This window comes from Lysinibacillus fusiformis, from assembly GCF_016925635.1.
GTDB classification, from domain to species: domain Bacteria; phylum Bacillota; class Bacilli; order Bacillales_A; family Planococcaceae; genus Lysinibacillus; species Lysinibacillus fusiformis_F.
The window spans coordinates 1,639,241-1,655,114 of record NZ_CP070490.1; the positions used below are offsets into that span (position 1 = coordinate 1,639,241).

Below are 15,874 nucleotides of genomic sequence, written 5' to 3' on the forward strand. Positions count from 1 at the left end.
GCTTTCGCTAATTGCTTGCGAAAGCTCGATGATATATACCGAAACTAGCATAGTCATCTATCGCTACTATCATACTCTCCTAGTAGTATTTATCATAATGAGGAGATTTACTGCTCTGCTCTTCACTCCACCCACTTCATCGATCCATTAGATGGCGTTTTCTGCTGAATGAAGATAAAACAAACGAAAAAACCCGTTATTGCAATGGACGGGCTATTTCAAAAATATGCTATTTACTAAATTATAAATCTAAGTACCAGCGGAATAATGATGAAATACCTAAGTCAACTAACACAAAAAATAAAGCCATAATGACAACAGTTGAAATTACAACGACTGTATATTTCGTCAGTTCTTTACTTTTCGGCCAGCTTGTTTTGCGCATTTCCGACATTACATCGCTGAAAAAGCCTTTGATCTTGCCCATTCTAGCTTAACCTCCGAATCAATCAAATCTGTCTATTTACATATCATTTTATAGCGTTTGTTTATGCATTGTATGTTCATTGCAATGCGAGCAAAATTTCTTTAATTCGAGACGTACAGTTGAGCCTTCTTTAGCTGGGAACGTGTAATTTCTCGAACCACATTTCTCGCAATTTAGCACGACTTTTTTTGCCATATAATCACCTTTTTCGGCACTTTGTCTTTTTAAGACTAACACCTATATTTGTCAATGTCAATAAAGGCCTATATGGACTAAGACATTTCCTCAAGCACTAAATGACGTTCTAATTTGCGCTTTACCCGCTGCAATGCATTATCAATAGATTTCACATGACGATTTAATTTAGCGGAAATTTCATGATAAGACTGACCGTCTAGATATAAGGCTAAAACTTGTAGCTCTAATTCACTTAAAATCTCACTCATCTTTTCTTCTAAATATCCAAACTCTTCTCTATGAATCATCAATTCTTCTGGATCATCCATAATAGCACCTGTTAGCACATCCATAAGCGTTCGATCTGACTCTTCGTCGAATATAGGCTTGTCCAAAGAGATATAGGAATTTAGAGGTATATGCTTTTGCCTAGTTGCTGTTTTAATAGCCGTGATAATCTGCCTTGTAATACATAGCTCTGCAAAAGCCCTGAAAGATGCAAGCTTATCTCCTTTAAAATCACGAATCGCTTTATATAAGCCTATCATGCCTTCCTGCACAATGTCTTCCTTATCTGCTCCAATTAAGAAATAGGATCTCGCCTTCGCTCTTACTAACAAACGGTATTTCGTAATTAAATAATCCAACGCATCTGTATTACCTTGATGCACCATTTCAATAAGCTCTTCATCATTGAATCGTTCAAAATCTTGTGTCACTTGTACAATGCTATTTTTAAACATGGTATCACCTCAGCCACAACAGATAATTAGAATCAGTATAACGGAATTGGAAAATATGCGTCAATCAATCATTTCATCCCTCGTCGCCATTTTTCAAAGGCGAGCGCAACATCTGGCTTTAATTCTATACGAGAAGGTGGCTTACTTTCTTGTTTTCGCTTCACATCATGCGTAATTTTATGTTGGATAATACTTGTATCAATTTCTAGCTCTCTAGCCGATTTCCTTAGAGCACCATTCCCAAATATAACACTTTGCTCTGCCATATCAGAGGTTGCTACATGAATTTGTACATTTCTAGCCTTTAATTCATGCGTCATTTTTTCAATACGTTCATCTGCTGTTTCATTTTTTCGTGTATAAATGACTTCTACATCATTTTCTATATAAGATTGCTCTACTCCTGGTACAAGGTGTGCGTCAAAAACAATAATTACGCGCCAACCCATTGCCGCTTTATATTCAGCCATGAGTTCTATCAACCTTCTTCGCGCATCTTCAAAATTCGTATCACGCAATGGCCGCAGCTCTTTCCAAGATCCAATCATATTATAGCCATCAACAAGCAAAATGTTTTTCATTGTTATTCAATCGCTTCTTGACGTTTACGATACACTTCGTACATTAAAAGAGCCGCTGCTACTGATGCGTTCAGTGATGTGACATGCCCAACCATTGGTAGGTGATATAAAAAATCGCATTTTTCTTTTAATAAACGACCCATTCCCTTGCCCTCGCTACCAATAATGATGGCTAATGGTAATGTTGCATCCATCTTTCGATAATCTGCAGATCCCTTCGCATCTGTACCCGCAATCCATACACCGCGTTCTTTTAATTCATCGATTGTTTGAGCAAGATTGTTTACACGTACAACGGGAACATGTTCAATCGCACCTGTAGATGCCTTTGCCACTACTGCTGTTAAACTCACTGATCGACGCTTAGGAATAATTATACCATGTGCTCCTATAGCATCAGCCGTTCTCATAATAGACCCTAGATTATGAGGGTCCTCTAACTCATCTAGGACTAAGAAAAAGGGATCTTCCTGTTTATTAGCTGCTGCTGCAAATAAGTCCTCAAGTTCAGCATACTCATATGCGGCAACAGAAGCAACGATTCCTTGGTGATTGGCACTTGATAATTGATCAACTTTCTTTTTTGGGACAAATTGAACTATAACACCACGTTCACGGGCTAAATCTAGCAGTTCATTGACACCCGATTTTTTTACTCCTTCTGCAATCCATACTTTATTCATATCGCGGCCTGAACGAAGTGCTTCTAACACTGGGTTTTTACCGGCAATAATTTCACCATTTTGTTCTGCCATTATTTAGACACTCCTTTTGATTCCTCGATTATTTGAATAGCATATGCAATGATTTCGTAGACGCGTTCTAGTTCATTTAATAAATATAAACTACCAAGCACCGCCTCAAAACCTGAGCTATTACGATAGGTTTGGACATCAGTATTTTTTGGTACAGAGCCGGATTTGGCATTGCGTCCACGGCGGAACACAGCCAATTCCTCCTCTGTTAAATAATTTTCATCCATCATGCGATGAACGATCATAGATTGCGCTTTTGCTGATACGTAGCGAGTTGCCTCTCGATGAAGTGTATTAGGTTTAACACGACCAGAGCGTAACAAATATTCTCGAATTTTTTGTTCCAATACAGCATCACCCATATAGGCTAACGCCAGCGCATTTAATTGTTTAACATCTTCATTGCGAAGTTTATCCAACTTAATTACCCTCGTTTCCATCTAGTTCCTTGTCGTGTATCTTCTAAAATGATACCTTGGGCTTGCAAATGGTCACGGATCTCATCAGAACGAGCAAAATCACGATTTTTACGTGCCTCCACGCGCTCTTGTAGCAATGCTTCAATTTCTTCGTCTAATAGTTCTTCTTCTTTTGCGAATTCAATACCTAGGACGTCACCTAGTACTTCAAAAGTTTCAATAAAGGTTTCTAATACCTTCTTGCAAGTATTGGCTTCATTTAAGTAAATATTAGCAATACGAGCTATTTCAAATAATACAGAAATCGCATTGGCTGTATTAAAGTCATCATCCATTGCCTCTTCAAACTGTGCTTTTTGTTCCGCAATTTTGCTAAGCCATTCTTCTGAATGGTCACCTAAGCTTACTGTAGTCGTAAGGCGATGTTTCACGTTGTTGTAAGCTGTACGAATGCGCTCTAAACCTGCAGCAGCAGCTTCTACTAAATCCTTCGCAAAGTTAATTGGATGGCGATAATGGACAGATAACATAAAGAAACGTAGTATCTGCGGGTCAATTTGTTTACGAATATCATTCACAAGAATGAAATTCCCAAGAGATTTGGACATCTTTTCATTATCTATATTAATATACCCGTTATGCATCCAATAACGAGCAAATGTCTTATTATTGTGTGCTTCTGATTGGGCAATTTCATTTTCGTGATGTGGGAAAGTTAAATCTTGCCCACCAGCATGAATATCAATAGTATCTCCTAAATGTTCACGAGCCATTACAGAACACTCAATGTGCCAACCTGGACGGCCATCTCCCCATGGGCTTTCCCAGAAAATCTCACCTGGCTTAGCCGCTTTCCATAAAGCAAAATCTAATGCATCATCTTTTTTCTCGCCTGCTTCAATACGAGCACCGATTTTTAAATCGTCAACTGATTGGTGTGATAATTTACCGTAGCCATCAAATTTACGAGTACGATAATACACATCTCCAGCAGACTCATAAGCATAGCCCTTATCAATTAACACTTGAATAAATTGAATGATATCGTCCATATGCTCTGTCACACGTGGATGAACATCTGCTTTTTTGCATCCTAGTGCCGTAACATCCTCAAAATAGGCTGCAATAAAGCGCTCTGTTAATTCATGCACTTCTTCACCTAGCTCATTTGCTGCTTTAATAATTTTATCGTCTACATCCGTAAAATTGGACACAAACTTTACATCATAGCCTTTATATTGAAAATAACGACGTACTGTATCATAAACAATTACAGGACGTGAGTTCCCAATATGGATATAGTTATAAACAGTTGGACCGCAGACATACATTTTCACCTTACCTTCTTCTAGCGGGACGAAGGTTTCTTTTTGTCTTGTTAATGAGTTAAAAATTTGAATACCCATTGTATTTCACTCTCCTTTTCTGATGAATAAAAAAGCGCCCCTATCACTCCTAAAAGGAATGACAGAGACGCTCGATTTGCGTGGTTCCACTCTGATTGAAGGAAAAATCCTTCCACTTTGGACATCCTTTAACGGGGACGACTCGATAAAGCCTACTATCGTTCAGCCTTATGCTCAAAGGTGCATTTCAGTTTTGCCTAGGCTCAGACCACTTTCAGCCGATGATGGTCCTCTCTTAAGAGCATGCGCTACTTACTTCTCCTTATCAACGCTTTTTCAATGTAAATACATTTTACAACGAAAGAATGAATTGTCAATAAATTTCTCTTTATTGCGCAAATTTTTCTACACGGTCAATTGCTTTCTCTTTACCAATTAAACAAATGGCGTTTGGCAGCTCTGGTCCATGTGTTTCACCTGTTGTCACAACACGGATTGGCATAAACAGATTTTTACCTTTATGGCCAGTTGTCTTTTGTACAGCTTTAATCGCAGCTTTTACCGCATCCGGTGTAAACTCTTCTAGTTCCTCCAATTGCGCTTTAAACGCTGCCATTACTTCTGGTACTTGCTCTCCTGCTAAAACCTCTTTCGCTTCTTCATCATATTCAATATGCTCGTTAAAGAATAGGCTAGATAATTCGACAATTTCTGCACCAAAGCTCATTTGGTCATGATAAAGTGCAATTAAATCCGTCGCCCATGCATGTTGCTCTGCAGTAAGTTCTTCAGGTAATAAGCCTGCTTTTTGTAAGTGAGGTAAAGATAATGCGACCACTTCTTCTAAAGATAGTTTTTTAATATATTGATTATTCATCCATGTTAGTTTTTGCTTATCGAACATAGACGGTGATTTAGAAAGACGTTTTTCATCAAAGATTTTAATAAATTCTTCTTTTGAGAAAATCTCCTCTTCCCCTTCTGGAGACCAACCAAGTAATGCAAAGAAGTTGAACATTGCTTCAGGAAGATAGCCTAAATCCTTATATTGCGTAACAAATTGAATAATCGATTCATCACGCTTAGATAGCTTTTTACGGTTTTCGTTAATAATTAATGTCATATGACCAAAGCGTGGATATTCCCAACCAAATGCATCAAAGATCATCATTTGCTTTGGTGTATTCGATAAATGCTCTTCACCACGGAAAACGTGAGAGATTTCCATAAAGTGATCGTCTAAAACAACTGCATAGTTGTATGTTGGAATACCATTTGCTTTTACAAGTACCCAATCACCAATATCTTTAGACTCAAATGTAACTTGTCCACGAACTAAGTCCTCAAATTCATATGTTACATTTTCTGGAATGCGCATACGGATTGTATATGGCTCACCCGCCGCTTCTTTCGCTGCGACTTCATCTGCTGATAAGTGGCGGCATGTACCATCATAAGTTGGAGCTGCTACACCTCTTGCTTTTTGTTCTTCACGAGATGCTTCAAGTTTTTCAGAGGAACAGAAACACTTGTAGGCTACACCTTGCTCTAATAGTTTTTCAGCGTGCTCTTTATAAATATCAAGACGTTCCATTTGACGATAAGGCGCATAAGGTCCACCAATATCAATGGACTCATCATATTCAATACCTAACCATTTTAGGTTATCTAGCTGAGATGCTTCTCCGCCCTCTACATTACGTTCAATATCCGTATCTTCAATACGTACAATGAATTTACCGTTATGATGTTTTGCATATAAATAATTGAATAATGCTGTACGCGCTCCACCGATATGTAAAAAACCTGTTGGAGATGGCGCGTAACGAACGCGAACTTCTTTCGTCATAATTAAAAGCCTCCTAAATTTTCGATCAAAAAATTGACTTTGTTCATTTTACCACTCTGTTACAGGAAATAAAAGCGGAGTTCATCCACATTTATTTCTTAATCAAAAGAATCGTGGCCATTGCCGCTATACCTTCCTCGCGACCTGTAAAGCCTAATCGTTCGGTTGTTGTTGCCTTAACATTTACTTGTGAAGGCTCTGCGTGTAATAATTCAGCAATGCGCTGTTGCATCTGTCCAATATAGGGTGCCATTTTAGGACGTTGCGCCATAATGGTACAATCCACATTACCTAGAGCATAACCCTTATCCTCAACAATTTTCCAAATGTACTCTAATAATTTTGCTGAATCTGCGTCCTTAAATGCAGGGTCTGTATCTGGAAAATGACGGCCAATATCCCCTTCTCCAATTGCTCCTAGAGCTGCATCTGTGACAGTGTGTAAAAGAACATCCGCATCAGAATGTCCTACTAGTCCTTTTTCATGCGGAATTGTAATGCCACCAATAATTAATGGACGCCCTTCTTCAAATGCATGTACGTCAAAACCTTGTCCAATTCGAAACATATTCATCTTCCTTTAATTAATATTTATCATTATCATATCAAAGTTTACCAAAGGGTGTTTGAAAAGCGCTTTAATAATTATCCTCCTCTAGCAGTAATGGGCAGTTTAGAAAGCTATACTCCCTAGACTGCCCAACATTTTTTAAATATGATACTCTATATTTTTCATTTGACTGTTGCTAATATTCGGTGATGGCTGTGAATTGTAAACACGTGAATAAGGGGGAACAGAATGTGTTAGCCAAATATTACTCCCTAAGACGGAATCGTGCCCAATCGTCGTCTCGCCCCCTAAAATCGTAGCACCAGCATAAATGACAACATTGTCAGCAATATTCGGATGACGCTTAATGCCCTTAATCGGATTACCGTTTTCATCTAACGGGAAGCTTAGTGCACCTAATGTTACACCTTGATAAATTTTCACATTCTTTCCAATAGTACAAGTTTCACCGATGACGACCCCTGTTCCGTGGTCAATAAAGAATGATTCTCCTATGGTAGCCCCCGGATGAATATCGATACCCGTTAATCGATGTGCGTATTCTGACATAATACGAGGTACAATTTGTACGCCCATCTCATATAGCTCATGTGCGATTCGGTGAATATAAACAGCCACAATAGATGGATAGCTTAGCAAAATTTCCTCTGTGGATAGAGCTGCTGGGTCACCATTATATGCCGCTTGAATATCTGTTTGTAACACTTGACGAATGGCAGGAAACCGATTAATCAAATTCATAACAATTTTGTCTGCTTGTTCACGGCAATACTTCTCGCAATTGGCAGGATCACTGTCCTCCATATTATAAAACAATACTTTTTCGATAATATCCCGTAAATCTATTGCTGTTTCTCGCAGCTTATTACTGCAAACTACGTTCACTCTTGTTTCATCAATAGGTCTTTTTGTATAAATGCCAGGAAACAGCACCTCATGGAAATTATCTATTATTTTTATAACCCGATCCCGTCCATCAAAGCCTATTGAGTTGTCAACGTCGATGTACTGTTTATTTATACTTGTTAATGAACCTGTAATTTCGGGAACCTTTTGATTTAACCATTCATTTAATGACACAATAAACACCCCTCACATCTTTTTCATCTATTCTATTACCTTATTAAACATATATCCACTATTTCATTACACGTAAGACGATCACATGGATAAAACCCAATTTATTTAAGCCACTCCCAACTTTTATCCACTTCCCACGCCTCCGTTTCTCATTCGACTATCCGTATATCATTATCGTACTTATATGAATTGACATATTTCGAAACAAAGAGGTAATTTTACGAATCACAACATATAAAAAGACTATTCATCCTTAACACTTTCGAATGAATAGCCTATATAAATAAAATTTCTTAAAGATTGAATGATTCACGCTTACGCAAGATTGCCTCACCAAATACTAGATCTTCTTGTGTCGTCATTTTTACATTTTCATAACTACTTTCTACGATGTGTACTTGGTGTCCAAGACGCTCCATTAGCATCGCCTCATCTGTCCCAAGAAAACCTACTTTTTCAGCTACGTCCTCCGCTTCCATAATTAACTCAAAGCGGAATGCTTGTGGTGTTTGCACCATCCATAGGCTTTCGCGATCAACCGTTTCCTCAATAATGCCATTCGTTGATACTTTTTTCATCGTGTCTTTCGCACGAACCCCTGCAATGGCTGCACCGTGATCATGCGCGTTCTGTACAAGCTTTGCAATGATATCATGCGTAATAAACGGACGTGCTGCATCATGGACAAGCACAATATCTACCTGTTGCATCTCTTTCATGCATGAATGAACTGAATGCTGACGCTCAGCCCCCCCATCAGGTAAACCCTTCACTTTCGTAATCTCAAACTGCTCTAGCAGCTTTTGAATATATGCACGTTCTTCTGGTTTAACGGCAAGCCAAATACCTGTGCAGGAGGGATCTTGTTGAAACACTTCTAGCGTGTGTATCAGAATAGGTTTCTCCAAAAGTTTTAAAAATAATTTATTTTGCCCTGCACCCATACGCTTCCCACTTCCTGCTGCAGGTAGAACTACTTCATATTGCATTTTCCCACATCCTAATCGTCCTTCGGCTTAGCAAATATCATACGACCTGCTGATGTTTGCAGCACACTAGTAACTGTAACTGTAATTGCCTGTCCGATATAACTACGACCACCTTCAACAACAATCATCGTTCCATCATCTAAATAGGCAACTCCCTGATTATGCTCTTTGCCATCCTTTATAACCACAACCTGCATATCTTCACCTGGTATGACCACAGGCTTCACTGCATTCGCTAAATCATTAATATTTAATACTTTTACATGATGGAGCTCACAGACTTTATTCAGGTTAAAATCATTCGTAACAATTTGTGTGTCGTTACCCATTTTTTTCGCAAGACGTACAAGCTTTAAATCTACCTCTTGTACATCTTCAAAATCCTCGTCCGTAATTTCAACTTTTGTCTTACGCTCATCTTGTAATTTTTTTAAAATATCTAAACCACGCCGACCTCTTGTGCGCTTTAATGTATCTGACGAATCAGCTATATGCTGAAGCTCTGTGAGCACAAATTGAGGTACAACTAGAACGCCTTCGATGAATCCTGTTTCAGAAATATCTGCGATGCGCCCATCAATAATGACACTTGTATCTAGCAATTTGTAGCTTCCACGAACTTCTTGAAGTTCAGCACCTTCAGCAGCTTTTTTCTTCGTATTGGTACTACGTAATGTAAAAAGCTGTATGAGCTCATCTCTTTTTCTAAAACCTAGACGGAACCCTAAATACCCTAATACAAATGACAGGATAATTGGAAGTACTTCCGTAATAACAGGGAATGGTACACTATCAATGGCAAAGCCTAAAAAGTAAGCGACAATCAACCCAATTATTAAACCAAACGTACCAAATAATAAATCTCCGATAGGAACCTTAAACAGCACTTCTTCCATCCAGCTAATGAGCCTTACAAAGTAATCGGAAAATGCAAAAGATAGTGTAAACAGTAAAAGTGCGCCTAGAGCTACTGATACATAAGGATTATCTAGCCAAGGATTAGATGATAAATGAAGCAATTCGTATAATGGCGGTAAGAAAACAAGGCCCAATGCTCCTCCAATCAGTAAAAACGCAATTTGAACAAATTTTTTCACAAGCTGTCACCTCCTAATTGTTAGTTAAGATTATACATAGTTTACGGTAGAAAATCTTTCATGAGCTCAGTCAAAATCTCATTATTTTTGATGTTGTGAAACAAGAATAGGTCAGTTAGACATAATTTTACAAACTTCTATTTTAGAACGTATAAAATGACAATCCTTTATCCCTTCATCAGCTATTATTTAGGACGATTATTCTTTTATTTGAGTTTCAATATTAGCATCAAAAAATGAAGGAAAATGCATGTCAGAATGGTATCCAACATGCACACTTTCTTTTACAACTCTCTAAAACAAGCATTTAATGCATCTTTTATCGTTTCTACGCCAAAAATTTCAATTCCCTGTGGAAATTCCCAGCCCCCAATATTCGAAGCTGGAATGAAAGCTCTTTTAAATCCAAGCTTCGCTGCTTCAATGACTCGCTGCTCTATACGTGACACTCGGCGGACTTCACCTGTCAGCCCTACCTCACCAATAAAACAATCGGTTGCACGCACTGCCTGATCCTTAAAACTAGATACAATGCTCGTCAACACCGCTAAATCTATTGCTGGCTCATCCAATTTGACACCACCAGCAACTTTAATATATGCGTCCTGAGCTTGTAGCATGAGGCCCATACGCTTTTCCAGTACAGCCATTAGCAATTGTACTCTGTTTTGATCGACACCCGTTGCCATACGTTTAGGATAGTTAAAGCTTGTAGGTGTAACTAAGGATTGAATTTCCACAAGGATTGGTCTTGTCCCCTCCATTGATGCAACAATAGTTGAACCCGCTGCACCCTGTGAACGCTCCTGTAAAAATAACTCTGAAGGGTTTAGAACTTCCTTTAAACCTCCTTGAAGCATCTCAAATATGGCAATTTCATTTGTAGAGCCAAAGCGGTTTTTTTGGCTTCGTAAAATACGATGATTATGATGTCTTTCCCCTTCAAAATACAGTACAGTATCAACCATATGCTCTAAAATACGAGGCCCAGCAATTTGCCCCTCTTTTGTTACATGCCCTACTAGAAAAATAGCAATGCCTTTTGTTTTAGCGATTCGCATAAGCTCTGCTGTACATTCACGAACCTGTGATACACTACCTGGTGCGCTTGTTACTTCTGGATGAAAGACCGTTTGAATGGAATCGACAATGACAAACTTAGGTTTGACTTCATCAATGGTTTGGTTTAAAAACTCTAGGTTCGTTTCGGAGTATATGTAAAGCTCTTGAGAAATCACCCCTAAACGCTCTGCTCGTAATTTAGTTTGACGAATGGATTCCTCTCCAGAAATATAAAGTACGCGATGCCCTTTATTCGAAAGTAATGCGGAAACTTGTAATAGTAATGTTGATTTTCCTATCCCAGGATCGCCCCCAATTAATACTAGAGAACCAGGCACAATACCACCACCCAATACACGATTGAGTTCGCCCATCTCCGTCGCTACACGGGATTCCTCAGTAGCTTCAACCTGGATAATCGGAATTGCCTTTTGGGTAACTGTAGCAGAATGTTGAAATGCTCCACGTGGACCTTTCGCAACCATCTCCACTTCTTCGACCATTTTATTCCACTCACCACATCCAGGGCATCTTCCCATCCATTTTGCAGATTCATAGCCACAGCCTGAACATACAAATTTCGTTTTTTTCTTTGCCAAATTGCTTTCACCTCGAATATTTGTTCTTATTCTTAATTGTACAGAAAAAAAGACAGCTTGGCACTTAAAGCCTCACTGTCTTTCCATGAAATTATTTAGAGATGGATACTCCCTCTTTTTTCTTTACAATAAATTCATTGTTTACATAATCAATGATAACCTGATTACCCTTCTCTACATTACCTTTTAGTAATTCTTCTGATAATCGATCCTCTACTTGCTTTTGTAATGCACGACGTAGTGGACGAGCACCATATTGAGGGTCATAACCTTCTTCAGCAATTTTTTCAAGTGCCGCATCTGTTAGCTCTAACGAAATATCTTGCTCTTTCAAGCGTTTTGTTAATGCATTGCCCATCATTGCAATGATTTCTTTTAAATGCTCTTTATCTAATGCGTGGAAGACAATCATTTCATCGATACGGTTTAAGAATTCTGGACGGAATGCCTTTTTCAATTCTTCTAACATCGTACCCTTCATGTCTTTATGCTTAGACTCTGCACCGCCTACATTGAAACCAAGGCTCTTTTGGTATTTTAATGCATCCGCACCAACGTTTGAAGTCATAATGACCACTGTATTACGGAAGTCTACTACACGTCCCTTAGAGTCTGTTAAACGACCATCTTCAAGCACTTGCAATAGAATATTGAATACATCAGGGTGTGCCTTTTCAATTTCATCTAATAAAACGACTGAATATGGCTTACGGCGAACTTTCTCTGTCAGTTGACCGCCATCATCGAAGCCTACATAGCCTGGAGGTGAACCTACTAAGCGAGAAGTCGAATGTTTTTCCATATACTCGGACATATCAACACGAATCATCGCATCCTCATCGCCAAACATTACTTCAGCAAGTGCTCTTGCAAGCTCTGTTTTACCAACACCTGTAGGTCCTAAGAAGATAAATGAACCAATTGGTCGTTTTGGATCTTTTAAGCCTGCTCTTGCACGACGTATTGCACGAGAAATGGCTTCTACCGCTTCACTTTGCCCTACTACACGTTTGTGTAACTCTTCTTCAAGCTGTAATAACTTCGAAGATTCTTCAGAAGCAATTTTAGCTACTGGGATTCCTGTCCACATTGATACAACTGCTGCTACATCATCCACAGTCACTTTAGATTCGGCTTTGCCTTGCTCTTCTTTCCAATTTTTTCGTGTAGCTTCAATTTCATCCTTCAGCTTTTGCTCAGTATCTCTTAGTGCTGCTGCCTTTTCAAATTCTTGACCTGATACAGCTGCATTTTTTTCAGAACGAACATTTTCAAGCTTATCCTCAAGTGCCTTTAAGTTCGGTGGCACTGCGAATGAACGTAAGCGTACTTTAGAACCTGCTTCATCGATTAAGTCAATCGCCTTATCGGGTAAGAAGCGGTCTGAAATATATCTATCACTCATTTTTGCCGCTGCTTCAATCGCTTCATCTGTTATTTTTACACGGTGATGTGCTTCATAACGATCACGTAAGCCTTGAATGATTAGAATAGCTTCTTCCACTGTCGGCTCATCCACTTGGATTGGTTGGAAACGACGCTCTAAAGCTGCATCCTTTTCAATATACTTGCGGTACTCATCAAGTGTTGTGGCACCAATACATTGAAGCTCGCCACGTGCTAAAGATGGTTTTAATATATTCGATGCATCAATCGCACCTTCAGCACCACCTGCACCAATTAATGTATGCAATTCGTCGATAAATAAAATGATGTTACCTGCTTGGCGAATTTCATCCATCACTTTTTTCAAACGGTCTTCAAATTCACCACGATATTTTGTACCTGCAACAACCGTACCCATATCTAGTGTCATGACACGTTTGTCACGAAGGATTTCTGGTACTTCATTATTGATAATTTGCTGTGCTAATCCTTCAGCAATCGCTGTTTTACCAACACCTGGCTCACCAATCAATACAGGGTTATTTTTCGTACGACGCGATAAAACCTCAATCACACGTGTAATTTCCTTGCTTCGCCCAATAACAGGATCTAATGTACCTTCACGTGCAATTTGTGTTAAATCACGTGCTAGGCTATCTAAAGTTGGTGTATTGGCAGCTTGAGCTGCTTGTTGACCAGATTGTGCATTATCGTTATTACCTAATAGCAATAATACTTGCTGACGAGCTTTATTTAAGCCGACTCCCGCATTGTTTAAAACGCGAGCTGCCACACCCTCGCCTTCACGTATAAGCGCCAATAATAAATGCTCTGTGCCGATATAGGAGTGACCTAATTTACGTGACTCATCAACAGACAGTTCAATTACTTTCTTAGCTCTTGGCGTATAGTGAACGATTGGACCGACATCTTCTTTGCCCTTACCAACTAATTCTTCAATTCCAGCTTCAATCATTTGAGGACTAATATCAATGGCTTCTAACGCTTTCGCAGCAATACCGCCGCCTTCACGTATAAGCCCTAATAGTATATGCTCTGTACCGATAGATTCGTGCTTCCAACGAATAGCCTCTTCCTGAGCAAGCTGTAATACTTTTTGCGCGCGTTGTGTAAAACGATTAAACATCATATAAATCCTCTCCTTTTTCCCCATTTATAGGCTTATTCGCATATTCTTGAGATAATGTCTCGCGAAGCATTTCCGCTCGTACACGATCTCGTTCAGCAGGTGGCAGTACCTCACCTGCATAGTGCTGTAAAAAACCTGGTTGCATACAAACAACACATTCATTTAAGGTTGTTGCTTGTATACCATCAATCATCTGTAAATCTACACCTAGACGAACATTAGATAGGCAAGTCGCGGCTTCCTCACTTGTCAAAATTCTCGCATGTGTAAGGGTGCCTAAAGCTCGATATACTCTATCTTCTAGAGCAAGCTCTGCCTTTTCCATTAATTTACCTCTTGCATGTCGTTCTTTTTGAATAATCTTTTCAGCGACACTTTGTATGTCTGCTAAAATATCTTCCTCTGTCTTTCCAAGTGTAATTTGGTTAGACACTTGATAAACATTCCCTAAATTTTCGCTTCCTTCACCATATATACCTCTTACAGTCATCCCTAAGCGTGTCATGGCATTTATAATTTGATTCATTTGCCCCGTTAGTGTAAGAGCGGGTAAATGCATCATGACGGACGCTCGTAGACCCGTACCAATATTCGTTGGACAACTTGTTAAATAACCAAAAGTATCTCGAAAAGCATACGGTAATACTTTCTCTAGGATACGATCAATCTTATTTGCTTGTTCATAGGCACTTTGAAGTTGAAAACTTGCTGTCATACATTGAATGCGTAAATGATCCTCTTCATTCACCATAATGCTAACGGATTCATCTTCAGAAAGTAGTATAGAACCCACTTGCTCTTTTTTAGCCAATTGCGGACTAATCAAATGCTTTTCTACAAGAATTTGACGCTGTAAAGGCGTTAAATCCTTTATAGCAAAATAAGCATAATCATTTTGAAGCGTTGGGCTATCGCTTACAGCATGTGTAACGGCCTGTTCCACCTGCAATGCCTCATTCTCTGAAAAGGCTAATGGAAAACGATACCCATCTAAATTTCGAGCAAGGCGTATCCGTGTGCTAATGACAATATCTGAGTAATCATCTTTGATATGCATCCAGGTTGGCGTCGCACGCTCTAAAAATGATTCAATCATCATGACACATCACCACCTTCAAATTGTAGATGTTTTTCTAGCTCTTTGACTTCATCACGTAGCTTCGCCGCTTCTTCAAATTGTTCTTCCTCTACGGCGGACTTCATACGCTTGCGGATATCCTCTATTTGCTTTTTAATAACATACACATTGCTGCGAGCACCAGGCATTTTACCAATGTGTTGTGGACCTGCCTGAATGCGATTAAAAAGCTTCGGCAAATGTTCACTAAATGTGTCATAACAGCTTGGGCACCCGAATTTTCCCTCTTTTAAAAATTGCTTATACGAAAATCCACATTGTGGGCATGTTTGCTGTTGTGGTTGTACCTGTTGTTTTTCCCCCACCTTTTGCCATGTAGGAGAGCCAAACCAGTTAGACAATAACTGTTGAATAGATACTGGCTCTTGTTTAAACTCTGCATGAAATGGATGGAATTGTGAGGCGCAGACGTCACAATAATGGTGCTCCACCTTTTGCCCACTTTGAACTTGTGTTACTGTAACTGTCGCATTACGTTGTTTACAATGTTCGCAAATCATTTCCA

Annotated in this window: 16 protein-coding genes and 1 other annotated feature; all 16 genes read right to left on the minus strand. The window is 39.1% G+C overall.

Annotation, left to right across the window (positions count from 1 at the left end; all coding sequences use genetic code 11):
- Positions 1 to 241 precede the first annotated feature (241 nt).
- On the minus strand, positions 242 to 427 hold the full coding sequence (gene secE, locus JTI58_RS08175) for a preprotein translocase subunit SecE (RefSeq protein ID WP_205446172.1): 186 nt from the start codon (positions 425 to 427) through the stop codon (positions 242 to 244).
- A 48-nt stretch (positions 428 to 475) separates the two neighbouring features.
- The gene (gene rpmG, locus JTI58_RS08180) at positions 476 to 622 is read right to left on the minus strand and encodes a 50S ribosomal protein L33 (RefSeq protein ID WP_004233588.1); all 147 of its coding nucleotides are present in this window, start codon (positions 620 to 622) and stop codon (positions 476 to 478) included.
- Positions 623 to 699: 77 nt separating this feature from the next.
- Entirely contained in the window at positions 700 to 1,347 is a 648-nt protein-coding gene (gene sigH, locus JTI58_RS08185) for an RNA polymerase sporulation sigma factor SigH (RefSeq protein ID WP_004233587.1), read from the minus strand.
- A gap of 68 nt (positions 1,348 to 1,415) precedes the next feature.
- Positions 1,416 to 1,928: an NYN domain-containing protein gene (locus JTI58_RS08190; RefSeq protein ID WP_205446173.1), complete on the minus strand. Its 513-nt coding sequence runs from the start codon at positions 1,926 to 1,928 to the stop codon at positions 1,416 to 1,418.
- A 2-nt stretch (positions 1,929 to 1,930) separates the two neighbouring features.
- Positions 1,931 to 2,683: a 23S rRNA (guanosine(2251)-2'-O)-methyltransferase RlmB gene (gene rlmB, locus JTI58_RS08195; RefSeq protein WP_205446174.1), complete on the minus strand. Its 753-nt coding sequence runs from the start codon at positions 2,681 to 2,683 to the stop codon at positions 1,931 to 1,933.
- Positions 2,683 to 3,123 (minus strand): Mini-ribonuclease 3, encoded by a 441-nt coding sequence (locus JTI58_RS08200; protein ID WP_205446175.1) that lies wholly within the window; start codon positions 3,121 to 3,123, stop codon positions 2,683 to 2,685. The genes rlmB and JTI58_RS08200 overlap by 1 nt, the downstream gene beginning before the upstream one ends.
- Positions 3,108 to 4,508, minus strand: coding sequence for a cysteine--tRNA ligase (gene cysS, locus JTI58_RS08205; protein WP_205446176.1), 1,401 nt, complete (start codon positions 4,506 to 4,508; stop codon positions 3,108 to 3,110). The genes JTI58_RS08200 and cysS overlap by 16 nt, the downstream gene beginning before the upstream one ends.
- A 60-nt stretch (positions 4,509 to 4,568) precedes the next feature.
- Positions 4,569 to 4,786 (minus strand) — a binding site (T-box leader).
- Between the two features lie 50 nt (positions 4,787 to 4,836).
- Positions 4,837 to 6,297: a glutamate--tRNA ligase gene (gene gltX / locus JTI58_RS08210; RefSeq protein WP_205446177.1), complete on the minus strand. Its 1,461-nt coding sequence runs from the start codon at positions 6,295 to 6,297 to the stop codon at positions 4,837 to 4,839.
- Between the two features lie 91 nt (positions 6,298 to 6,388).
- On the minus strand, positions 6,389 to 6,865 hold the full coding sequence (gene ispF / locus JTI58_RS08215) for a 2-C-methyl-D-erythritol 2,4-cyclodiphosphate synthase (protein WP_205446178.1): 477 nt from the start codon (positions 6,863 to 6,865) through the stop codon (positions 6,389 to 6,391).
- A 141-nt stretch (positions 6,866 to 7,006) separates the two neighbouring features.
- Positions 7,007 to 7,948 carry a serine O-acetyltransferase EpsC gene (gene epsC, locus JTI58_RS08220; RefSeq protein WP_205446179.1) on the minus strand — a complete coding sequence of 314 codons (942 nt, stop codon included), beginning with the start codon at positions 7,946 to 7,948 and terminating at the stop codon, positions 7,007 to 7,009.
- A gap of 293 nt (positions 7,949 to 8,241) precedes the next feature.
- Positions 8,242 to 8,937 (minus strand): 2-C-methyl-D-erythritol 4-phosphate cytidylyltransferase, encoded by a 696-nt coding sequence (gene ispD / locus JTI58_RS08225; protein ID WP_205446180.1) that lies wholly within the window; start codon positions 8,935 to 8,937, stop codon positions 8,242 to 8,244.
- An 11-nt stretch (positions 8,938 to 8,948) separates the two neighbouring features.
- Complete coding sequence (locus JTI58_RS08230; RefSeq protein WP_205446181.1) at positions 8,949 to 10,034, minus strand: PIN/TRAM domain-containing protein; 1,086 nt, start codon at positions 10,032 to 10,034, stop codon at positions 8,949 to 8,951.
- A gap of 284 nt (positions 10,035 to 10,318) precedes the next feature.
- Complete coding sequence (gene radA / locus JTI58_RS08235) at positions 10,319 to 11,695, minus strand: DNA repair protein RadA (RefSeq protein WP_205446183.1); 1,377 nt, start codon at positions 11,693 to 11,695, stop codon at positions 10,319 to 10,321.
- Between the two features lie 91 nt (positions 11,696 to 11,786).
- A complete protein-coding gene (locus tag JTI58_RS08240) occupies positions 11,787 to 14,231 on the minus strand; it encodes an ATP-dependent Clp protease ATP-binding subunit (protein WP_205446185.1) in 2,445 nt (814 codons plus the stop codon).
- The gene (locus JTI58_RS08245) at positions 14,221 to 15,330 is read right to left on the minus strand and encodes a protein-arginine kinase McsB (protein ID WP_205446186.1); all 1,110 of its coding nucleotides are present in this window, start codon (positions 15,328 to 15,330) and stop codon (positions 14,221 to 14,223) included. Before JTI58_RS08245 ends, JTI58_RS08240 begins: the two co-directional genes overlap by 11 nt.
- The gene (locus JTI58_RS08250; RefSeq protein WP_205446188.1) at positions 15,327 to 15,869 is read right to left on the minus strand and encodes a UvrB/UvrC motif-containing protein; all 543 of its coding nucleotides are present in this window, start codon (positions 15,867 to 15,869) and stop codon (positions 15,327 to 15,329) included. The genes JTI58_RS08245 and JTI58_RS08250 overlap by 4 nt, the downstream gene beginning before the upstream one ends.
- Positions 15,870 to 15,874: the final 5 nt, after the last annotated feature.

Excerpts from the sequence above, each read along its gene's own strand:
- rpmG (WP_004233588.1), bottom strand. The coding sequence starts at position 622 with ATGGCAAAAAAAGTCGTGCTAAATTGCGAGAAATGTGGTTCGAGAAAT.
- sigH (WP_004233587.1), bottom strand. The coding sequence starts at position 1,347 with ATGTTTAAAAATAGCATTGTACAAGTGACACAAGATTTTGAACGATTC.
- secE (WP_205446172.1), bottom strand. The coding sequence starts at position 427 with ATGGGCAAGATCAAAGGCTTTTTCAGCGATGTAATGTCGGAAATGCGC.
- JTI58_RS08250 (WP_205446188.1), bottom strand. The coding sequence starts at position 15,869 with ATGATTTGCGAACATTGTAAACAACGTAATGCGACAGTTACAGTAACA.
- ispF (WP_205446178.1), bottom strand. The coding sequence starts at position 6,865 with ATGTTTCGAATTGGACAAGGTTTTGACGTACATGCATTTGAAGAAGGG.
- gltX (WP_205446177.1), bottom strand. The coding sequence starts at position 6,297 with ATGACGAAAGAAGTTCGCGTTCGTTACGCGCCATCTCCAACAGGTTTT.
- JTI58_RS08190 (WP_205446173.1), bottom strand. The coding sequence starts at position 1,928 with ATGAAAAACATTTTGCTTGTTGATGGCTATAATATGATTGGATCTTGG.
- rlmB (WP_205446174.1), bottom strand. The coding sequence starts at position 2,683 with ATGGCAGAACAAAATGGTGAAATTATTGCCGGTAAAAACCCAGTGTTA.
- JTI58_RS08245 (WP_205446186.1), bottom strand. The coding sequence starts at position 15,330 with ATGATGATTGAATCATTTTTAGAGCGTGCGACGCCAACCTGGATGCAT.
- ispD (WP_205446180.1), bottom strand. The coding sequence starts at position 8,937 with ATGCAATATGAAGTAGTTCTACCTGCAGCAGGAAGTGGGAAGCGTATG.
- JTI58_RS08240 (WP_205446185.1), bottom strand. The coding sequence starts at position 14,231 with ATGATGTTTAATCGTTTTACACAACGCGCGCAAAAAGTATTACAGCTT.
- JTI58_RS08200 (WP_205446175.1), bottom strand. The coding sequence starts at position 3,123 with ATGGAAACGAGGGTAATTAAGTTGGATAAACTTCGCAATGAAGATGTT.
- cysS (WP_205446176.1), bottom strand. The coding sequence starts at position 4,508 with ATGGGTATTCAAATTTTTAACTCATTAACAAGACAAAAAGAAACCTTC.